Annotated in this window: 15 protein-coding genes and 1 pseudogene; 5 read left to right on the top strand and 11 right to left on the bottom strand. The window is 40.2% G+C overall.

Annotation, left to right across the window (positions count from 1 at the left end):
* Positions 1–22: 22 nt before the first annotated feature.
* From ACDX78_RS20485 to ACDX78_RS20510, 6 genes and pseudogenes are all read right to left on the bottom strand, one after another.
* The gene (locus ACDX78_RS20485) at positions 23–3529 is read right to left on the bottom strand and encodes an amidohydrolase family protein (protein WP_486030323.1); all 3507 of its coding nucleotides are present in this window, start codon (positions 3527–3529) and stop codon (positions 23–25) included.
* Between the two features lie 88 nt (positions 3530–3617).
* Positions 3618–4490, bottom strand: coding sequence for a serine hydrolase (locus ACDX78_RS20490; RefSeq protein WP_486030325.1), 873 nt, complete (start codon positions 4488–4490; stop codon positions 3618–3620).
* 297 nt (positions 4491–4787) lie between these two features.
* Positions 4788–7682 (bottom strand): N-acyl-D-amino-acid deacylase family protein, encoded by a 2895-nt coding sequence (locus ACDX78_RS20495; RefSeq protein ID WP_486030327.1) that lies wholly within the window; start codon positions 7680–7682, stop codon positions 4788–4790.
* Positions 7683–7777: 95 nt separating this feature from the next.
* A complete protein-coding gene (locus ACDX78_RS20500) occupies positions 7778–8362 on the bottom strand; it encodes a TasA family protein (protein ID WP_486030328.1) in 585 nt (194 codons plus the stop codon).
* Between the two features lie 71 nt (positions 8363–8433).
* Positions 8434–10971 (bottom strand): annotated as a pseudogene (ggt, locus tag ACDX78_RS20505) (gamma-glutamyltransferase); the annotation flags it as partial.
* A 1279-nt stretch (positions 10972–12250) separates the two neighbouring features.
* Positions 12251–13306 carry a M20/M25/M40 family metallo-hydrolase gene (locus ACDX78_RS20510; protein ID WP_486030330.1) on the bottom strand — a complete coding sequence of 352 codons (1056 nt, stop codon included), beginning with the start codon at positions 13304–13306 and terminating at the stop codon, positions 12251–12253.
* 125 nt (positions 13307–13431) lie between these two features.
* Between ACDX78_RS20510 and ACDX78_RS20515 the strand changes: the two genes are divergently transcribed.
* The 4 genes from ACDX78_RS20515 to ACDX78_RS20530 all read left to right on the top strand — a co-directional run bounded on the left by ACDX78_RS20515 (position 13432) and on the right by ACDX78_RS20530 (position 17435).
* Positions 13432–13986, top strand: coding sequence for a thioredoxin family protein (locus ACDX78_RS20515; protein ID WP_486030332.1), 555 nt, complete (start codon positions 13432–13434; stop codon positions 13984–13986).
* 93 nt (positions 13987–14079) lie between these two features.
* Entirely contained in the window at positions 14080–15081 is a 1002-nt protein-coding gene (locus ACDX78_RS20520; RefSeq protein ID WP_486030334.1) for a potassium channel family protein, read from the top strand.
* A 128-nt stretch (positions 15082–15209) separates the two neighbouring features.
* Positions 15210–15575, top strand: coding sequence for a S1 domain-containing post-transcriptional regulator GSP13 (yugI, locus tag ACDX78_RS20525; RefSeq protein WP_486030336.1), 366 nt, complete (start codon positions 15210–15212; stop codon positions 15573–15575).
* 531 nt (positions 15576–16106) lie between these two features.
* Positions 16107–17435 carry a glucose-6-phosphate isomerase gene (locus ACDX78_RS20530; RefSeq protein WP_486030338.1) on the top strand — a complete coding sequence of 443 codons (1329 nt, stop codon included), beginning with the start codon at positions 16107–16109 and terminating at the stop codon, positions 17433–17435.
* A gap of 187 nt (positions 17436–17622) precedes the next feature.
* Here the strand turns inward: ACDX78_RS20530 and ACDX78_RS20535 are convergent, their stop codons facing one another.
* Positions 17623–19200 carry a hypothetical protein gene (locus tag ACDX78_RS20535; RefSeq protein ID WP_486030340.1) on the bottom strand — a complete coding sequence of 526 codons (1578 nt, stop codon included), beginning with the start codon at positions 19198–19200 and terminating at the stop codon, positions 17623–17625.
* Positions 19178–19741, bottom strand: coding sequence for an RNA polymerase sigma factor (locus tag ACDX78_RS20540; RefSeq protein ID WP_486030341.1), 564 nt, complete (start codon positions 19739–19741; stop codon positions 19178–19180). The genes ACDX78_RS20535 and ACDX78_RS20540 overlap by 23 nt, the downstream gene beginning before the upstream one ends.
* A gap of 361 nt (positions 19742–20102) precedes the next feature.
* Here ACDX78_RS20540 and ACDX78_RS20545 point away from each other — a divergent pair, with 361 nt between their 5' ends.
* On the top strand, positions 20103–21290 hold the full coding sequence (locus tag ACDX78_RS20545) for a MalY/PatB family protein (RefSeq protein ID WP_486030343.1): 1188 nt from the start codon (positions 20103–20105) through the stop codon (positions 21288–21290).
* A gap of 84 nt (positions 21291–21374) precedes the next feature.
* Here ACDX78_RS20545 and ACDX78_RS20550 read toward each other — a convergent pair whose 3' ends face one another.
* The 3 genes from ACDX78_RS20550 to ACDX78_RS20560 form a co-directional block, all read right to left on the bottom strand.
* Entirely contained in the window at positions 21375–21671 is a 297-nt protein-coding gene (locus tag ACDX78_RS20550) for a TIGR04104 family putative zinc finger protein (protein ID WP_486030344.1), read from the bottom strand.
* Between the two features lie 33 nt (positions 21672–21704).
* Positions 21705–21968: a hypothetical protein gene (locus ACDX78_RS20555; protein WP_486030346.1), complete on the bottom strand. Its 264-nt coding sequence runs from the start codon at positions 21966–21968 to the stop codon at positions 21705–21707.
* Between the two features lie 94 nt (positions 21969–22062).
* Entirely contained in the window at positions 22063–22299 is a 237-nt protein-coding gene (locus ACDX78_RS20560) for a hypothetical protein (RefSeq protein WP_486030347.1), read from the bottom strand.
* Between the last annotated feature and the right edge of the window lie 722 nt (positions 22300–23021).

Here is a 23021-nt window from a genome sequence, read left to right on the forward strand (position 1 = left end):
CTAGTCTGCTCCCGAACTCAAACTATTCCCAAAACTCAAGAAGACTTTCTGCATGGGCAGTCAGAGTGGCAGCTGCTTCCACAGAGATTAATTCACTTTCTTCATAATGAACAAGCAATTCATCTTTAAAGCTGTTCATATGTCTAATCGCCTTGTCCAACTCTCCGTTTTCTTCATATTGACCAACGGCAGTCAAATGTGTCTGTAATACCCGGGCAGGTTCATCATTGGAAATCTCCCCATTTTCCCTGTATTCATCAACGAGAAGCTTCATTTCTTCAATACTTATAGGCTCTTCAGGCAGTTCTGCACCTTCTTCGCCTAAGAATCCTTTTATTTGATCCTGTCCAGCGATATCGATCGTTACTACCGGTTTTTCATCATCAATTGTCGGATCCTTCTCATCAACAGTAACCCTGAATGTTGTCAACGTTTCACCATTGATTGTTCCTGATCCAGTAAAGCTCACCCAGTCATCAAAAGTCTGGATTCTGCCTAAGTTATCAGCAATGAGTTCCATGTCATCACTTACAAATGTCATACTACCAGTTGCCCCATGATCACTTTCTCCCTGTTCAAGATTAAAGGAAATCGAGGATCCGGTTTCTGAACCATCTAAGGATAATATTTTACGGTTTTCAGTTGCCTCCACATTTTCATCTTGCGTTACAGGACGAGTCGGCATGTTTGGCTCCATTTCTACAAATTCCCCAACTTGAATGCCAGTTAGTTCGCCATTGTTCAGGGCTAATTCACCATTTACCAGCACTTGTTCAATGCCATCAGCGAACTGTCTTGGTTCCTCAAATGTAGCATGATCTATAACAGAATCAGGATCAAAAATCGTAATGTCTGCTTTCATACCTGCAGCAAGATAGCCACGATCAGACAGACCAATCAGCGCAGCAGGGAGTGAAGTCATTTTTTGAACAGCTTCTTCCCAAGCAAGCAGTCCTTCTTCCCTTACATAGTGGCCTAAAACTCTTGGCTGTGTTCCATAACGTCTTGGATGGACTTCATTGGAAGTACTTGCTCCGCCATCAGAAGCGATGGCAACTACTGGAGATTGAATAAATCTCCTAAAGTCATCTTCGTGCCCAAAGTCATAAATGGTCCGCAAGCTTCCTTCTGTTTCCAGAATTTGCATTGTTGTTTCACCAATCGTTAACTCCCTTTCTTCTTCAACGTAAGTGAAATTCCAGTCTTCTGGCTCCTCCTCACTGTCTTTCCAAATACGGATACTTACTTCATCTTCTTCAGCACGCAATCTTAGCGTATGCCAATCCGTATCCAGGGCAGCATCTGCAGTATCAAGAACTGTTGTCGTACTTTCTTCACGATTGATGAATGACATTTCATTGTCTTCAAAGTCTATTTCAACCCCGAATCCATTTGCAGGCAACGTCATGCCGGATTTGATTTCATCCGCTTTTGTAAATATTCTCAGCTGCTGATCTCCGCCAATTTCGTCTGCTTTAAAGCGCAGTAAAACATCACTGTTTTTCACATCATCCATGGCAGGAGTAAATTTGCCATACGTACTGCAGCATAAATCAGCGTCATAGCCATCAAGTGTAACTACTCCTGTATTATCCTGAATACTAAAGTCAACACTTTCTTCCGGGAATGAATGAATGTTGATAAACTTATCGCTATGCCAGCCATCACCATTGTTTCCTTCAAAATCATACTCATAATATATATCTTGTCCAGTAGCTGACTCTACCCTGAAATCGTCAAAATGGAATGTGTTGCTGGCAGAATCAAGATTTGTTATGCTTACCATTGCTTTCTGATCTTCAATTACTTCTTCTTTGGAAACATCTACTATGGAGTCCCAATCTGCTGGTTCTTCTTCATCTGCCGGCCACATTTTCACGAGTAAAGTGTCATTTTCCAGTTTCACTTTTAAATCGAGCCAAGTGTCCGGTTCAATTCCGGCATTGGAAATGGTCTCATGAATCGTGGATGAACTGTTTTCCCTTTCGTATACCTGGATACGATCCTGGTCAAGACGCACCGCAATGCCATAACCATTTACAGGGAATGAACTTCCCGATCCAAAGTTATCGGAATTAATCCATACCCGCATGATCTGGTTTGCTCCCATCGTATCCCCGACTTTAAAGCGCATAAATGTTTCACTATCTCCCACGTCTGCCATTGCAGGGGTAACATTTCCGTAGGCACTTGCATTCCCGCTTATTCTCGGAGCTACATTTGTATGTCCCGTATTATCATTGATCGTACGAGTTACTGCATTAGACGGGTATGAATGCAATACGTCAAATTTGGATGTATCCCATTCCTCTCCGTTATCACCTTCAAAGTCATATTCATACGCTACATTTCCACTTGCATTTGTTACGGTTATTTCATCGATATCAACATCAAATTCCTGTTCATAGTTTAAATTGAGAAATGATAAAAGGGTTCTGCTCCGTGGGTTCCCAACTCCTGTATCCATATAATCAGCAAGGGTCATCCGTTTCGTTGGAAAATATACACCCTCAGGTCCTTGAACACGGCTATACATTATTTCCTCAATCTCTTCTTCAATAATGTCCCGTAATTCAGGATCTGCAAACCTTTCCAGCATGGCACTTCTTCCGCCTTCTTCCGCCCATGGTGGAACGATGGCTGTAAGCCCTGTCTGACTTCTGAGATATGGATAAATATCTGCAGCAGTATAAACACCGCGCTCATTTGCATCATTGATGAGCTGCATCATTTCTTCAGATTTTCCCCAGTTATTAGGCCCCATTGTCTTGATATGGGTAATAACCGGTGCCAATCCTGATTCCTCACCAATTTCAATCGTTTCTTCAGTAGCTTCAATTACTTCATTATTTTCATTTCTCTGGTGGTTTGGAAAATTGGTTCTCCATTCTCCTGCTGCACTCACCACATCAATTACTTGATCCGTCTCTGCAAAATAAGCCGGTCTGTAAAACAATCCTGCTGAAACACCTGCAGCACCTTTTTCCATTGCTTCTGTGATAAGGGCTTGCATTTCTTCCATTTCAGCATCAGTTGCTCTTCTGTCTTCATTACCGACTACTTCACTCCAAACGGAATTAAAGCCAATATAGGATCCGATATTTATTCCCAAACCGCTTTCTTCCAAATCAATGCGGGACTGAAGATCTGTTGGTCCTCCGCCATCAGGGCTTAGTACTTCCATCGTGACGCCCTGGCTTAATGGACTTTCAGCTTCTTGCAGTGCAGCAAGGCTAGCGTGACTGTGAACATCTATAAATCCAGGTGCCACAAAATTTCCTTCTGCATTGATTTCCTGTTCTGCTGTCGCATTGGATAAATCGCCAATTTCTGCGATATATCCATCTTTAATAGCGACATCGGCATCATATCGATCCAGGCCTGATCCATCTACAATGCTTCCACCTCGAATGATCGTATCGAAACCATCGTTAGCTGCAGCGCTTACACGGATGTCACTAATGCCTAAACTCAATAATAGTGTGAACACGACAAACATATGAAAATATTTTTTCATTTTCTTTACCATACTTTCTTAAACCTCCCTTTTTGAATAAGAGTTTAAATGAATCCTTAGAACGGAAAATTAAATTTAATAGAGAGCATACATGATTATTTTATTCTACCAGGTAGTCCATGACACGCTCGCCAATTTCTGCCATTGTTATTCGGGAAGATTTTAAAGTAGCATTTTGAGACATAACAGACACATATACTGCTTCATCCTGATGAGTAAACATGCCAATATTATGTCTGACATTCGTACTGCCTAAGCTTCCGCCTTTGCTATAAAGACTGACACCGCTATGATCATCGTCTTTATAATGGCTTAAAATACCTTCCGCCATCATTCTTAAAAATTCCTCTTTACTTTCAGAGCTCAATATGTCTCCTTCATATACCGCTTCCATTATAGTTGCCATATCTTTAGCTGAAGTAAGATTATCATTCGGTGTAACAGATTCCATCATATACCTTTGCAATTTTGTATCATCAGCACCCATTTCAGCAATAGCCTGATTGACAGAACCCATTCCAACTCTTTCAATAATCATATTTGTTGCTGTATTATCTGACTGCGTAATCATTAGATATAACAAGTCTCTCAATGATAGAATTTGGTCATCTGACATATGCCGGATGATTCCGCCACCTGAAGTAATATCGGAATCGCTTACCGTAACCTTTTCATCCAGATTTATTATTCCTTGTTCTGCTTGACGCAATGCTTCGATTAAAATAGGCACTTTAATGGTACTTGCAGAAGAATATACCTTTTCTTCCTCAATTCCTATATCTCCGTCCTTTGTACTCACGAATACAGCATAGTTTTCATCGTCACCAATAATAGTTTCTATATCTTCTTCCAGGGATGAAAAGCCACTCTCTTCTCCACTGGCAAATTCATTCACAGACAGTCCTAAAAGTAAGCTGAACAAAACTACGGCTAACACAAGTAATAGTTTATTTTTCCAGGATTTATAAACCAATCGAAAAACCTCTTTTCTGTAAGTTTTTATATGATATTTCCAACTAATCCTTACCAATTATTTAATGATCTGAAGTAATATTTGTATAACTTTAACCCCCTATACGATTCAATAATATTTTGAAGCTTTGCCTCCAATTCAACATAGTAGATATGAATCTGCAGTCTGCAATATTTAAGACATTTTGAACAAAGCAGACAATTTTTTTACTAAATGTAATTAATGGTATTAGATCAGGTTAAGAGAACCCCAGTGGAGGAAAGTAATGTCTGCCACTGGGGTGTAATTTCAACTCTTTTATTCTTGCTGCCAATTCTCCAACAAATGATCGGCATGTGTATTTAGAATGCTGGAAGCTTCTTCAGAAATCTCTCCACTTGACTCAAGGAAATCAAGTAATTGTTTAAAGCTATTCATATGTCTGATCGCTTTATCCATTTCTTCTGCAGCTTCATACGCACTTACTGCAGTCAAGTGAGTATTCAGATGTCTGGCAGTTTCATCATTTTCTATTTCACCGTCTTCTCTGAATTCATCTACCAGCTGTTTCATTTCCTCAATACTTACAGGCTCTTCAGGTGGTTCTGAATCTTCTTCACCCAATAACCCTTTTATTTGGTCCTGTCCAACGATATCAATCGTTACCACCGGTCTTTCATCATCGATGGTTGGATCATTCTCATCAACAGTAACCCTGAATGTTGTAAACGTTTCACCATTGATTGTTCCTGATCCAGTAAAGCTCACCCAGTCATCATAAGTCTGGATTCTGCCTAAGTCATCAGCAATGAGTTCCATGTCATCACTTACAAATGTCATACTACCAGTTGCCCCATGATCACTTTCTCCCTGTTCAAGATTAAAGGAAATCGAGGATCCGGTTTCTGAACCATCTAAGGATAATATTTTACGGTTTTCAGTTGCCTCCACATTTTCATCTTGCGTTACAGGACGAGTCGGCATGTTGGGCTCCATTTCTACAAATTCCCCTACTTGAATGCCAGTTAGTTCGCCATTGTTAAGAGCCAATTCACCATTTACCAGCACTTGTTCAATGCCATCAGCAAACTGTCTTGGTTCCTCAAATGTAGCGTTGTCAATTACGGTATCAGGATCAAAAATCGTAATGTCTGCTTTCATACCTGCAGCAAGATAGCCACGATCAGACAGACCAATCAGCGCAGCAGGGAGTGAAGTCATTTTTTGAACAGCTTCTTCCCAAGCAAGCAGTCCTTCTTCCCTTACATAGTGGCCTAAAACTCTTGGCTGTGTTCCATAACGTCTTGGATGGACTTCATTGGAAGTACTTGCTCCGCCATCAGAAGCGATGGCAACTACCGGAGATTGAATAAATCTCCTAAAGTCATCTTCGTGCCCAAAGTCATAGATGGACCGCAAACTGCCTTCTGTTTCCAGAATTTGCATCGTAGTTTCACCAGCCGTTAATTCTCTTTCTTCATCTTCATCTTCATCTTCGTTGGTAACATCTACGCTGGAATCCCACTCTTCCGGCTCCTCTTCATCTGCCGGCCACATTTTCACAAGTAAAGTGTCATCTTCCAATTTCACTTTTAAATCGAGCCATGTGTCTGGTTCTATCCCGGCATCTGTAATGGTGTCATGAAGTGTGGTTGATGCATCTTCTCTTTCCTGTACTTGGATGCGATCCTGATCAAGACGAACTGCAACGCCGTACCCATTCATGGCAAATGAACTACCGGAGCCGAAGTTATCGGAATTAATCCATAACCTTATGATTTGATTTGATCCCATCGTATCCCCGACTTTAAAACGCATAAATGTTTCACTATCATCCACATCCTCCATTGCAGGAGTAACATTTCCGTAAGCGCTTGCATTTCCGCTGATTCTCTGCGCAACATTTGTATGTCCCGTATTATCATTGATCGTACGAGTTACTGCATTAGACGGGTATGAATGCAATTGATCAAATTTAGATGCATCCCATTCGTCTCCGTCATTACCTTCAAAGTCATATTCATATACTGCATCTCCATTTGTATCTGTAACGGTTATCTCTTCAATGTCTACATCAAATTCATTGTCATAGTTTAAATTTAAAAATGATAATAGGGTTCTGCTTCGCGGATTTCCAACGCCTGTATCCATATAGTCAGCAAGTGTCATTCGTTTCGTTGGAAAATACACGCCTTCTGGTCCTTGAACACGGCTATACATGATCTCCTCAATCTCTTCTTCAATAATTGGCCGTAGTTCAGGGTCTGCAAATCTTTCCAGCATAGCACTTCTTCCACCTTCTTCCACCCATGGCGGAACGATAGCAGTTAGTCCAGTCTGACTTCTGAGATATGGATAAATATCCGCAGCAGTGTAAACACCGCGCTCATTTGCATCATTAATGAGCTGCATCATTTCCTCAGATTTCCCCCAGTTATTGGGACCCATTGTTTTAATATGGGTAATAACCGGTGCCAAACCTGATTCTTCCCCAATTTCAATCGTTTCTTCAGTTGCTTCGATTACTTCATTATTTTCATTTCTCTGGTGGTTGGTGAATTTCGTTCTCCATTCCGAAGCTTCACTCACCACATCAATTACTTGATCTGTGTCGGCAAAATAAGCCGGTCTGTAGAACAATCCTGCTGAAACACCTGCAGCACCTTTTTCCATTGCTTCTGAAATCAGGGCTTGCATTTCTTCAATTTCTGCGTCCGTTGCTCTTCTGTCTTCATTACCGACTACTTCACTCCAAACAGAATTAAAGCCAATATAGGACCCGATATTTATTCCCAAGCCACTGTCTTCCAAATCAATCCGTGACTGCAAATCTGTTGGTCCTCCACCATCAGGACTTAGTACTTCCATGGTAACTCCCTGGCTTAATGGACTTTCAGCTTCCTGCAGTGCAGCAAGACTGGCATGACTGTGAACATCTATAAATCCAGGTGCAACGAAATTTCCTTCTGCATCAATCTCCTGTTCCGCTTCAACATTGGATAAATCGCCAATTTCTGCGATATATCCATCTTTAATAGCGACATCGGCATCATATCGATCCAGGCCTGATCCATCTACAATAGTTCCACCTCGAATGATAGTATCGTAGCCATTATTAGCGCTAGCACTTACTTGCATGTCGCTAATGGTCAAACTTAATAGCAGGGTGACCACAACAAACATATGAAAATATCTTTTCATTTTCTTTACCATACTTTCCGAAACCTCCCTTTTTTGATCGCTAATATGGTGCCTGGGACTGCACTAAATGCTCGTCCTACCGTAAAAAGCTGTCCCTCCTTCCCAAATTACAATTCTTCACCATTTGTTTGTGTTGCTGTAAACGTCCACTCCAGATTGAGTGTATCTCCCTGAAATTCGTTTTGGTCCTCGCCATTGTCTACAAAGTTAAATTTCACAACTAAATCGTCTAAATCACCCACTGGCAGCCCTTCACCAAGAATTGGATCTAACGCGTGCTCACCAACTGCTTCTGGCGTCATTTCCCTTAGTTCAGCAAGAGTGGTGCTAAATACGACTTCATCCAGCTTGTCCACGTTATATAAAAATTCAACTTCAATATGTTCACCGAAATCTTCGGTGTTGTTTCCTTCTGCATCATCTACAGTATATTCTGTATCGAGGTAGACCCGGTCAATATCAAGTGATCCATCGTTATGCAGTTCAAACGTACGAACCATGGAGTCACCCGGTTTTATATTATCCACATTAATGATTTCTGTAGGTTCAGCAGAGAGATCCAGTGTACCCGCAGCAAACGTGTTTTCCGTTGTTACCGAGTCACTGAAATAGGCAAACGTTCCCCCGCCAATTAATGAAATTCCGAGTGCTGCTGACATAATCCCCATACCTAATTGTTTTTTAATGTTCATGATAATTCCTCCCATTTTTTGAATGTTTTATTAACCCTGTGACAAGATCCCGCTTGTCACAGGGAAATGAATCAGTTGTTACCCCACTCCTCAATCAGTGCCTCAGCAATAGCACTCAATGTTTCAAAAACTGCTTCGGATATGGCATCATTATCCAGCTGATGCTGGAGCAGTAATTGGAAGCTTTCCATATGTCTGGATGCCTTATCCAGCTGACCTGCCTCTTCATAAACCCCGACAGCTGTCAGGTGAGTTTGGAAATGACGCGCTACATCATCTTCCGTGATATTTCCATCTTCTCTATACTCTTCAACGAGCGTGAGCATTTGTTCCACGGTTTCTTCTATAGAAGATATTCCAATGGCTGAGCCTTCTCTCGTAGAGTCTGCAGCACCATAAAACACACCTGATTCCTCATCCAGTAAAATACTATTTACATTTCCAATCTCTCCGGCACTGGACTGCCAGGCATGCCCCATCCCTTCAAGCTGTGCTCTTACGTCATCTGGAATGCCATACTCCCATCGAATCGTTGGATAAGCACTGCTGAATATCCGTGGCTCCTCTATGGCATCCTTCAGTTCCATTTCATAGCCAATTACATTCACAATCGTCTGCAGCACTGAAGTTATAATTGTTGTGCCGCCAGGAGAACCGACTGTCAGGAACGGCTGATCATCTTTTAACACAATGGTTGGTGTCATACTGCTCAACGGACGCTTATTCGGCTGGACTTCATTTGCTCCACCTGGTATCGCATCAAAATCCGTCAGCTCATTGTTCAGCATAATGCCGTATTCCGGCACCATAATTCCCGAACCAAATACCTGTTCAATGGTAGTTGTATAGGATACGAGATTTCCCCACTGATCCGCTACTGTGAAATGAGTAGTTTCTCCATCTACTTTTTCATCAATTTGTGTTACTCCTTGTGTTGGTTCACCGTCCTGGTAACCCCACGGGTTTCCAGGCTGTACATTCGGATTGGCCTGATCAGGGTTAATCAAGTCCACCCGCTCATTGACATAATCCGGGTGAAGCAATCCTTCTTTAGGGACCTCAACATGCTCCGGATCCCCCATATACTCTCCTCTGTCTGCATATGCCAGATGCATTGCCTCTGCCATGTAATGATATTTTTCAGCAGACTTCACATCATACTGGGTTAAATCAAGCTCCTCGAACATCATCAGCATTTGCAGCAAGGTCAAACCGCCTGAGCTTGGCGGCGGCATGGATGCAATGTCATAGCCGAGGTACTCTCCCCAAACGGGCTCATCATGCGTCACATCATAACCTGCCAGGTCATCGATCGTCATACTGCTGTCATTTTCCTGCACGACATCAGCAAGTGCTTCGCCAATCTCCCCTTCATAAAAGACCTCGGTACCTTGCTCAGCGATTAAGCGAAGTGTGTTGGCAAAATCCTCCTGTACAAGAAGATCCCCTTCTTCCAATGGCTCGCCATCAGGCAAAAACACATCTGCTGCAGCTGTTTGGGATAATTTATCAGCATTACTGGCAATCGAATTTGCAACTGCCCAGTTTACTTCCACTCCATCTTCTGCCAATGCTATGGAAGGATCGATTAATTCTTCAAATGGCTGTGTACCCCATTCATCCAATGCTGTTTCCAGCCCTTTTAAAGTGCCAGGCACTCCGACCGAAAGGCCACTGCGCACCCGCTCCTGAAATGGTATGACACTTCCGGCGAATGTATCGATATCCCATTCTTCAGGTTCTTCGGCTGCATCACCCCAAAGTTTCACTCTTAATTCGTCTCCATCCACCTGGAAGCGCAATGACTGCCAATCTGACGTACTATCATAATTAAAAGTAGATAGGGTGGACGTGCTAGAATCTTTTGACTGAATCAGTTTTACCGTATTTGATCTTGTTTCGATTTCCACGCCGTACCCATTTTGGGCATACGTACTCCCCGGTCTGAAATCATCCGCCCGCAGCCATATGCGCAAGCGGCGGTCATCCCCAGGATCATCTGCCCGAAAACGCATGAACAGTTCACTGTTTTCCAATTCTTCCATTGTGGAAGTCGTCCTTCCAAATGAAGTACTATTATTTCCTACCGGCGGACCAAATGTAATCTTTCCGCCTTCTTCAGCAATAGTAAAGGTTGTGCCGCGCTCATCCAGTGCAAATTTTTCAGGGTCCCAGCTTACACCTTCCTCACCGGAGAAATCATAATGAAAAGCAGGCTCTTCATCGGTTGCATTCACATCAAAAACACGGACTTCATCAATATGGAATTCTCCGCCTCCCTCATTATTCAATTCATTGGCACCAAGTAAAAAGGTTCCTTCCCCGGTAACAGTGTTACTTTGGTCAATAAACATGTCAGGTGTTGCCCCAGCCGGAGCACGCTCCCTGCTGTTAATCACGGATACATCCTCTGTTTCGGCGTCATAGTACATCATGAAACCACCGCCGCCAATACCGGACATCTGTGGTTCGACCACATTCAAGGCAAGCTGCATTGCTACAGCAGCATCCACGGCATTTCCGCCGTTCTCCAGTACTTCAGCGCCGACCTCAGAAGCTGCCGGGTGTGCACTTACCACCATTCCCTGATCACCTTCATCTGTTTGCTCATCCTTAATTCCAGGGTTATCCGGCTCGTTACCTGTATTATCAGCAAATGCCGCTGGCACGGTTATCTGAAATAGAAGCATAAAAGCAAATAATACAGATAACAGTTTCACTTTTTTCCCCTTCATTTTATTCCTCCTCCTTGAAATTTACTTTAAATACCAGCAAAAACTTCTTGTATTACAACACACGTCACCCCTTCTCGGCTTAGCTTCTTCACTCTATCAATCTATTAAATTGAACCAATAAATAGAGTGTTTTTCGCAAGCGCTGTCATATTTATGAAGCAAACTTAATTCTGCTGTAATAACAATGTAAATCTTTCTATTAGTTACAGATTATAACTACAGTTTATTTATTAGTAAAACACTGAAATATTATAAACATATAAATATTAGTAATAAATAGATAATGATTAGTTCCTTTACCCTATTCCAAGTTGAATACTAGTTACGAAAGACCTGCAAAATTCCTCTGTTTTATTAAGACTTATTTACCACTTTTCAAATGTCATGCTGATCACCCTACCCAGTATATACAGATAATATTTTGCAAAAACACTGTCGAACAGGAGGGGAGACAAAAATATACTAACACTTTAATACAACTTTAAATTACTACACCGTAGCTATTACCACCTAATTAATAAAAATGATTAAATAGACATACATAAGTGATAATTACAATTTTCAACAGAAAAATTCGGAAAATCAATCCACCAACAACAAAAATAACATCAAATTACTCAGGTGAAATCAGTTATTTATACTCATTTTCAATCAATCAACTGAACCTTTGGAACTGCAACACCAGGACGATTCTCCTGTTTCAAGAACAAATGCTCAACCGATTGGATAGGAAAGATTCTCATTACATTTTAAAACTGCTGAAAGTTCTATTGCGTAAAGATCTGAGAATACGAGTACTCGCCCCCAACGGAAACATTTGAGACTTGATTCCACCTTATTAAGAAGAGGGAAACACCTTCATTCGTTAACGACCAAACATATAAGTGCATGAACTAAATGTTTCGTCACTTTTAGTTAATTCATCAAGCATATTATGTTACTTCCAAATGCATGGTTTTATTAAGAAAACGTTAGGTGAGTCATTGCTTCTATGATCGTCACAAAATGCCTTAATACCTTGTTAATAATGATTTTTTAATTTGGTCAGCATTCCGTAATTCTGTATATTTCTAAGCAAAAAAGCACAGACACCTTATGCATCTGCGCTTTTCCTTATAATAGTAAATCTGTAACAAGAAAACTTTCCCGCTGTTTACTCCAACGGATTCAAACTTTCCTCTCCTGTAAGGTCACTTATCATGGTGACAAGCAATTCAATTTCTTCTTCTATATCTTTAAAGCTTGCTGTTTCAACTGGAGAGTGCATGTACCTTAGCGGCAGGGATACCAGCGAAACCGGTATTCCGCGACCGGTAAGGCGCATTTTGTCTGCGTCTGTTCCTGTCATTCTTGGGGTCAATTCATATTGCACGTCCATCTTCAGCTTTTTTGCAGTATTTTCCAGTAGCTTGTTTATCTTTCTATTGATCGGTGCACCCTTTGCCAGTACCGGACCGCCTTCCAAGCGGATATCCCCGTGTTTATTCTTGTTTACACCCGGATAATCGGTAGCAAAGGTAACATCGCATGCGATTGCCATCGTAGGTTCAACGCCTGCAGCCGCAAAATAAGCTCCACCCATGTTGGTTTCTTCATTTACCGTACTTGCTGCATATACGCCTACAGAAGATCCCTTCTCAGCAAGCCGCTTCAATACTTCTGCAACGACGAAAGCTCCAGTCCGGTTATCAAGTCCTCTACCGGCAATATATCGGTCGGATAAAATTTCCGGCTCTGTTTTATAAACGGCAAGATCGCCAATTTGCACGAACTCTTCCGCTTCCCCCTTTGTCTTATAACCGCAATCGATAAATAAATCCTCCAAACTGAAATCATCCTTCAGGCCGCCATGGTGCTGGGCATTTACACCAATCACACCAGTAACTTCTCCGTTATATCCCTGAACAGTTACTTTCATGCCAACAGCTGCTTTTGGATTGACACCGCCCATTTTATCAAAATGCAAAAAACCATCCTCATCAATACGATTAATGACGAGTGCAATCTCATCACAATGTCCGGCCAGCAATATTCTAAATGATGCCCCAGGGTTAAGCACGCCAATCGCATTTCCTGCATCATCTGTTCGAATTTCATCGGCAAAATTTTTCACATAATCGATCCATTTCTTTTGAATCTGCACCTCATCACTGGATGGAGACGGTGTTTTCAAAAGTGCGGTTAAAAATTCCTGATTTATATTAGCCACAACCATTCCTCCTTATGCTTCTATGTCTTTTCCTATATTACCATAGTAAGGAGCACATTTGTTTACGGATCGGGGTGCACATTGGTAAAATCTGATTAAGTACGAAGAAAAGGAGCCGGTGATAAATGGAATTGAATCAATGGTTTGAAAAAGCAATGTCTCCAGATGTTTATATTGAATCCATGGAAAAACATAAGGAAAATACATTGCATATTTATGATGAATTTAAACTTCCGGAAGATGACTCGTTCTTACAAAAACTGCAGGAGGATAGCTTGAGAGTAATCGTACTAACGGAGGATTGGTGTGGAGATGCCATGCTCAACCTTCCTATCTTACTGCGTTTAGCTGAGGCTGGTAACATGGATGTGCGCGTACTGCTTCGTGATGATAACCTGGAATTAATGGATCAATACTTAACAAACGGCAAAGCACGTTCTATCCCGATTTTTATCTTTATTGATCAGGACGGGAATGAAGTAGCAAAATGGGGCCCTCGTGCGGAAACACTTCAAACGTTTGTCGATGAAGCAAGATCAAAGCTTCCTGACAAAGAAGCGGACGATTACGATAAAAAATTTAAAGAAATGATTTTCTTTATGACAAAATCATTCCGGGACAATACCGATTTTTGGGATGATGTGTATAAAAGTTTGAAAGAAACATTGCAGAATAAATAATTTTCACGGCCGGGCCTAAAGCGTCCTGCCGTTTTTTGTATAGTATTCATAACCTTATGTCCATACTAATTACAAAAACATCAAGGTGAACGTATGAATATAAGATATGCAAAACAAATCTATTTCCGTATGCCAATTATCGTTCGTTTGCTTGTTACAATCAGCATCCTTATGGTCTTATTTGGTGTACTCATCCATTTTATTGAACCTGCCCAGTTTCCCACCATATTTGATGGCATTTGGTGGGCATTTGTTACCGGCGCAACAGTTGGCTATGGCGATTATGTTCCTTTAAGTATAACCGGTAAAATCGTTGCTATTTTGCTGATCTTAACCGGCGGCGCATTTATTGCATTTTACATATCCTCCTTATCCACAGCAGCCATACAGCATGAACAGGATTTGGAAAAAGGAAAGCTATCCTTTAAAGGAAGCGGCCATATTATTTTGATAGGTTGGAACGAAAGGACCCGGCAATTGATTGAGTTCATGCTTGAAAATAAACCAGCGAGCAGGATTGTGTTAATTGATCACTCCCTGCATCGTATCTCTTATCAGGATTTCCCCGTTCATTATATCCAAGGAAATCCAACTGAAGATGAAACGCTACATAATGCCAATATTAAGCTGGCTGACCGTGTCCTGATTACAGCTGACGTTTCAGAGGTAAGTGAGCGGCAGGCGGATAATTTTACCATTCTCACCACAGTGGCAATCCGGGGGAACAATAAAGTTATACCTATTATTGCTGAAATACTATCCAAAATTCAAATTGAAAATGCGCTGCGGGCCGGTGCCACAACGATTGTCCGGTCGAACGATTTCATGACCGGTTTATTTTATCATGAGCTATTTTTTTTAAAAAACGCAACGCCTTTTGAAGATATTTACCAGCTGCTAAAAACACAGCAATTTTATCATACGAAACTGCCGGATGAACTGGTCGATAAACCATTTCATTATCTTGCCGGGCTACACGCGGAAAAGCAGCAAATTTTACTTGGGGTTATTCGAAATGAAAACTATCATTTAAATCCCCCGGCCAGCTTTAGGGTGAAAAAAGACGATATTTTATTGTCTCTCATAAATAGTTGATTTGTTTTTCGGGTATATAACATAGTGTAAGCATGATTTATCTTTTGCTTTGCTTCATTATCCCCGGTATGTTAGAATAGTTTATTGTGTGAAAAGAATCGAATTTAAGTAAATAGGAGTTGGTCACCATGACAAACAATTACGAGGCCGGTCAGGTACTTGAGGGGAAAGTAACTGGAATTCAGCCGTATGGTGCTTTTGTCGCTTTAGATGAGGACACACAAGGGCTGGTTCATATTTCCGAAGTAACGCACGGTTATGTAAAAGATATTAATGAGCATTTAGCTGTTGGGGACGAAGTAAAGGTAAAAGTACTAAATGTAAATGAGGAGCAAAACAAAGTTTCTTTATCTATCCGCGCTACAGAAGAAGCACCAATTAAAGCTTCCCAGCCAAAAAAGCAAGCTCCAAAACAACAGCAAGAGGATCAATCCGCAGGCTTTAACACGTTAAAAGACAAGCTGGAAGAATGGATTGAACAATCGAAAAAGTAATTCTTGAGAAGGAAACAGCAAATTTATTGATTTGCTGTTTTTTCTTTTCCAGAAGAATGGAGAAAAAATCTCAGTAATATATTTGATAGCCAAACTCAAGTACATACACGGCAAAAATTAATCAAACGATGTACTTGAAGAGCCTTCTCAAATACATGATTGATGCAAAACCCGAGGATCATGTACTTGATAACCCTTCTCGAGTAGATGATTGGAGAAAAATCCGTGTTTCATGTACTTGATAACCTGTCTCGAGTACATGATTGATGAAAATTCCGCGCTTCATGTACTTGATAACCTGTCTCGAGTACATGATTGATGAAAATTCCGCGCTTCATGTACTTGATAACCCTTCTCGAGTATATGATTGGAGAAAAATCCATGTTTCATGTACTTGATGAGCCAGCTCAAGTGAATTAAATGGAGAAAAAATTCACCAACGATCTAGCATGTTGGCTTTTGTTTGCTAGTATGCGCTGTAATCGGTAATATAAAAATAAATAGAGATAACTGCATACAAGGAGGAGTACAATGACATATATTAACTTTTCGTATTCCAATGCATTTTTACAAGAACATGAAATGAGCAGTATGGAAGGAAATGTTAAATCTGCACATGAAAGATTACATAATAAAAGCGGGACAGGCAGTGATTTTCTGGGCTGGCTTGATCTGCCTGACACATATGATAAAGAAGAATTTTCAAGAATACACCTGGCCGCGAAAAAAATCAGAGAGGATTCGGATGTACTGCTTGTAATTGGGATCGGTGGCTCTTACCTGGGGGCACGGGCAGCGATAAGCATGCTTTCCCATTCATTTTCAGACATGCTTCCTGATACACCGCATATTATTTTTGCCGGTCATCATCTAAGCGCTGCATATATCCAGGATCTTATGGATGTGCTTGAAGATAAAGATGTTTCCATTAATGTTATATCCAAAAGCGGAACTACGACCGAACCGGCGATTGCCTTTCGTATTTTTAAAAAATGGCTTGAAGAAAAGTACGGAGAAAAAAAAGCAGCGAAACGAATTTATGCGACGACTGATAAACAGAACGGTGCATTAAAAACGGTAAGTGACAAGAACGGATACGAAACCTTTGTTATCCCGGATGATGTCGGTGGCCGTTATTCTGTCCTTACTGCAGTAGGCCTGCTGCCAATAGCAGTGAGCGGAATTTCTATCGAGGAAATGTTGGAGGGAGCGCAATTGGCAAAAAAAGAGCTTGAATCGCCTTCTCTTGATGATAACCCGGCCTATCAATATGCCGCCGTTCGCAATATTTTATATGCAAAAGGAAAAACAACAGAGCTGCTTGTGAATTATGAGCCGAAATTCCAATATTTTTCCGAATGGTGGAAGCAATTATTTGGAGAAAGTGAAGGAAAAGATGGAAAAGGAATCTTTCCTGCTTCCGCAAACTTTTCCACAGACCTGCACTCACTTGGACAATATATTCAAGATGGCCGCCGCCACCTTTTTGAAACGGTATTGCGTGTACAAGAACCTAACAGGGATGTAATAATGGAAAAAACCGCAGATGATACAGACGGATTGAATTATTTAGCAGGAAAGACAATGCATGAAATTAATGATACGGCATTCCAGGGAACCATGCTTGCACATACAGATGGGGATGTGCCTAATTTAATTATTGATATTCCCAAACTGGAGGCCTATACATTTGGCTACCTAGTTTACTTTTTTGAAAAAGCCTGTGCCATGAGTGGTTATTTGCTTGGCGTGAACCCATTTGATCAGCCGGGAGTGGAAGCGTATAAAAAAAATATGTTTGCGCTGCTTGGTAAACCAGGATTTGAAGAAGAGCAGGAAACTTTGAGTAAACGCCTTTAACGAATGTATTTTGGAACTGAAACTTAGAATCGAGTTAATCGATTGAATAATGAAAGCATGCGATATTGTAATTTCGCATGCTCTTTTGTCGCGGTCACCCATTTTTTTATTATTTTGTATTGGTTACGGTCAGATAATCCTATGGAAAATATTTTCTAGATTATGCTCCATACCACTATTAATAGATTCAGCCATTATCCAAATGTGGGGCCTCTTCTACTGTTTGATCAAGCAATTTCCAGACGCCATCTTCCTTCATCCATTCTAATTGTGCACTTGCTTCATAACCAATGATAAACGTTGCAGTAACCTGACCTCCTCCAGAATCTTCCTGTATTACCAGGTATCTGGCCAGATCAAATACATCCATCCAGCCTTCTTCCATCAATGCTTCGTGCAATTCCTCTTCGCCATAGCTGTTCCATTCACTTTCTGCTGCATATAAAGTGGAATAGAGTTCCGCCTCTCTTCTTACAAATGCATATTTATATAACAGCGTTAATTCTGCACCGTCGAGGTTTGCCAACAGTTTTTCATCTTTCGTTTCACTATATTCCACATAGCTTTGTTGAATATCCTGAGCTCTGTAACGGTCATCGTAATTTAAATCAATAATGTCATTAAACGTAATTCCGTCAAATTGTTCATTAAAAAGCAGGTGCAGCTGAGAATCAAGACGAAAATTCAAATAATCTATTGACTCCATTTCTATAGTATCAACTCTCGCCTTTACAATCTCCCAGAAACGCGAATCTTCATGCTTTTCCAAAAAGCTATAGTATTCCTCTAACATCACTTCATGATCAATTTCACCAACTAAAGATAAAGCTAAATATTCTCTCAAATAATTGTTCACCTCTATAAGAAGAGATGTATTTTCAAATATAAGTTCCCGTTCATCCGGATACGTATCATATATATACTCTACTTCCAAAAGAATGGTAGCTATTTCATTCCTTTCTATATTGTAAAAGTTTCCTGCCATATCTTCCATTAGCTCAAGATAATGCATATAACCTTCACTTCCCGTTAATCCTTCACTCTGCTCAAGCTGCCAAGAAAAATCTAATCCTATACTTAATCGATCAGTACCTTTATTTCTGGTCACTCTAAAACCCTGCTCATCCAGTACAATAAGGAAATTCTTGATTTCTTGTGGCCCTTGATAGTTTTCCGGATTCCCCTGTGCGTCTAATAACGCATCCTGATCTTTTCGTTGAATACCATATTCCACCTGCAAATCAGAAAAATAGGTTTGAAATGAATAAAGCATTTGTGTCATTTTCCTGTTAAATTGCTCATCATCGGCAAAAAATTCTCCCTTACTTTTCGCTTCCTCCACCATTTCCTTTGTTGTTGTTAAATAATGATCGATTTTTTCTTTCGCATCCTCATAGTCCTCTGAGCTTGGTGAAGAACCGTAGTGTTCAACAACCGACTCCGCCATGGTCACTTCTCTGAATTCTTCTACATCATCCAGCCCAAGCGACTCCCTGAAATCTTCCAACGCATTTAAATAATACATTTCCAAATAACTTGGGTTATTGTCTGCCTGGTCATAATCATTTAAATAAGGAAGGGAAACAAGCGCAAACAGAAATAAACCAGCAATAACCGCAACTAACGGCATTGCTTTTCCGAAACGGGGCTTCCTTTTTTTCCTAAAGACACGCTGCATAATCGTCCGCTTATCCACCTGCTCCGGCATCCGCTTATACTCCTTCTTTAATCCGGAGAGCAATTCATCCATATTTTTGTTGTTCATTACCTATCGCCTCCTTCCCATCTTTACTTTCATAAATCTCTTTTAGCTTACCTTTCGCACGGTGTATTCTCGTTTTGACAGCAGCAAGCTTGATCTGTAAAATAATTCCTATTTCCTCATACGTTCTATCATGAAAATAATATAATATTAAAGGTTCTCTATATTTCGGTTTAAGCAGCTGCACGCATTCATGCAAAAGTAAATGTTCTTCTCTCTCAAAATAATAGCCACCGGGAAGTTTTTCTTTTTGCTGTTCCATGGATTTTTGCACCAGCGCCTGATCCCGCTTTTGCTTCCGGTAAAAATCCCTCGTTGTATTTAATGTAATCCGGTAGACCCATGTAGAAAATTTTCCCGTGTGATACTGATGCAATTTCCGGTAAATTTTAATAAATGTTTCCTGTACGATATCCCCAAGGTTTGTCTGGTTAATCCCAAATTGAAACGCAAACCGTTCTACTATCGGTTTATATGTATCAATGATTTCCTCAAATGCTGCTTCATCTTTATCTTTAGCACGCTGAATTAACTCATCCTCCACGTGGAACCCCCTCCCAAAATGGCCGCTCACATATAAAACGAAACCTGTAACCTCATTTGTTTCATCTTTTTTAAAAAACTTTTAAAAAAGATGTTTATATTTTGGTCACCGGGGTATAACTATAAATGTAAGACTTTCTCGTATTCCCCCTGTAAGCAAGGCGATAAAACGCTTTGCTTTTTTTTGGGTAGGTAAGAAAGCATAAAACTTTCTTACCTGCATAAGTGCAACTAAAGCTTTCGCCATTAAAGCTAGGCGATAAGCCAAGTTTTCTAAGCTTTTTCCGCCAAGCGTATTCTTTACTCACCCTGCCGAAAATTTGGTATAATGGCAAGTAAAATAGTAAAGGTTGGTGGAAAAATTGAGTATATTTTCTGAACTACATAATAGAAAAAATACACGATCCGTCAAATGGGATATGCTGGAGCCTGTCTTCCAGACGTCCGATGTACTCCCGATGTGGGTCGCCGATATGGACTTCAAGGCACCGGAAGCGGTGAATAACGCACTCATCAAACGAGCTGATCACGGCATTTACGGATACACCATCATTGACGATGATGTGGAAACTGCAATTGTAAACTGGCTGGAACGGCGTCATGGCTGGAAAATTGATCAAAAATGGCTGACATTTTCCCCAGGTGTTGTAACAAGCTTGCACATGGCTATACAGGCATTTACAGAACCAAATGATAAAGTGTTGGTGCAAACACCAGTCTACGGCCCATTTTATAATGTAATCGAAAGTCACCAGCGAGAACTGGTCAGGAACGAACTTGTATATAAAGATACGTATTACACCATTGATTTTCAGGATTTTGAAGAAAAATTAAAAACAGGTGTAAAGGCATTTATCCTCTGTTCCCCGCACAATCCGGTGGGACGTGTCTGGAAAAAAGAAGAACTCGAGGAAATGGCTCGTCTCTGTTTAAAATATGATGTACTCATTATATCAGATGAAATTCACGCCGATCTTGTTTTGGCAGGAAATAAACATATTCCAATCGCTTCCCTTTCAGAGGAAATAGCGGAAAACACCATAACAATGATGGCCCCTTCCAAAACATTTAATTTAGCCGGACTGCAGGCTTCTTTTATTGTTACGGAAAATAAGGATAAGCGTTTGAGATTGCAGGAATTCTTAGGTAAACAAGGATTCCATATGCTTAACACAATGGGAAACGCGGCAATTGAAGCTGCTTATAACCACGGGGAGGAATGGCTGGATGAGTTACTCACTGTCATTGATGACAATAAAAAACACGTCATGGAGATGTTTGCAAAAAATACACCGGAATTAAAAGTAATCAACGCGGAAGGAACTTATCTGCTGTGGATCGACTGCAACGGATTAAACATGGATAACAAACAATTGAAAAAATTCATGATCGAGAAAGCAAAAGTAGGATTAAATGCTGGCATTGAATACGGAGATGAAGGCGGTCAGTTCATGCGAATGAATTTAGCCTGTCCGAAATCAACCGTGGAAGAAGGCGTAAAGCGAATAGTTGACGCTGTAGCTGAATTTCGGGGAAATCAAACTAATTAAAGTCATCATGCAGTTAACTAACTGTAATGAAAAAAGCTCAGATATAAATCTGGGCTTTTTAAATGTATTTTATTTACCAATTTATCACCAAACCGGTTCCTCTTTATTCGATAATTCTATAATAATGGGATAGATCCCAAAAATAAATGGAATTAAGATAATTAGAGCTATTAAAGAAAAGTAGGTGGTACCAAAGATAAGATTACCAAGCATGATCAAGGGAACTAAAAAAGGGATTGCAGTGCTTCTTTTTCTCGCGCGCGAAGTTAGAAATTGTTTTTCTTCACAATACGGACACGTCATTCCATTATCCAAAGTAAAAGATCTTTTAAAAGTTTGTTTCCAGTTCCACTTATGATGACAGTTCTGACAAATTGGCATTTTAATCACTCCTCTTTATTATTCCGACAACGGTTAACCCCTGCTTTGTGGAACAGGCATATACTTCGTGAAATAAGCGGCAGCAATTAACAGTGCAACACTGACAGTCCAACTTAACAACCCCATAAAATCAAGCCAATAAGCTAACAGGTTTGTTGTAGCTATAAGAAAGAAACAGATAGAGGTTAGCGCACTTTTTATTCCTGTTACTCCCGCCTTTTTTCTTCTCCTGATTGCAATTGGTATAGCAATGAAAATAGCGACTAACAGTATTATATATAAAATATCCAGGATCATTTCCCATACCTCCCTTTGCAATTCTGTCCGATTCAGCACTTCATTTTTCCAGTTAAAACAATAGCTAAAGTAATAAAACATGTCAGTTATTCAATTAATTAATACGTGTACGCCGAAATTTTACCGTCATTATAATCCCAACGATGATCTCAAGAATGGCTAACCCTAATACATATAACCCAAGGGATGGAAGTGATAAAATTCCCAAAACGACATGGAAAGCCGCAGCAAGATACAAGCCTGTCGATTTCTTTAAATAAACACTGAAAATAGCATAGAGAAATACAGCTGCGATAAGTCCCACGAAAACCCAGGAAACCCAAGAAGTCATTCCAAACTCCTCCCTTATGGATGTATCATTTTTTCTCAATATATTGCACTCGTTTGCTTTAAACCTGTTAAAAATAAATTTACACAACTTCACACCAATAATATATACGCGGAACCAAACAGAAGAAAGATAGTAGTTATAAGTAATAATGTAAAATATTTCTTTTTCCCGGTGACGAACATTTCAACAAGGTAAACAACATTAGATAATCCCAGACAAAACATCATACCAAAAAATAATACATCCGGCACAGCAGGTGCAGGACTCGACCTTACTAATCCGGAAATAGAAATTGATATAACTCGAACGGCAAAATAAATAGTAAAAAAGCTTAGAAGTGCTTTCAATCCTAAAAATAACTTATTACTACTCCTATATTTCTTGGATCCCACCTACCATTTTCAAGTTTACCTACCCCACTTCATCATTGCCCTTTGTGGAACACAAAGTAAACGCTGCTTTCTCCAATCATTTTTACTTCAGTACCATTCTACTTAATATTAGCATAATATTCCGAAAATGTATTGTGCTTATACAAAGACGATTAAATTAATAATCGCCTGTTGGAAGTAACATTTTAGTTATTTGTAATCTGTCACTAGCATTGCATTAATTAAAACTAAAAATTAGGAATGGGCAAAATTTTCGTTAATTTACTGTTATCCAAAGAAAAAGTCCTTTATAATGGATATAGTCAGGTGGTAACCCGTCCAAATCCACTA

This window comes from Virgibacillus oceani (assembly GCF_041521345.1).
GTDB classification, from domain to species: Bacteria; Bacillota; Bacilli; order Bacillales; family Amphibacillaceae; genus Virgibacillus_N; species Virgibacillus_N oceani_A.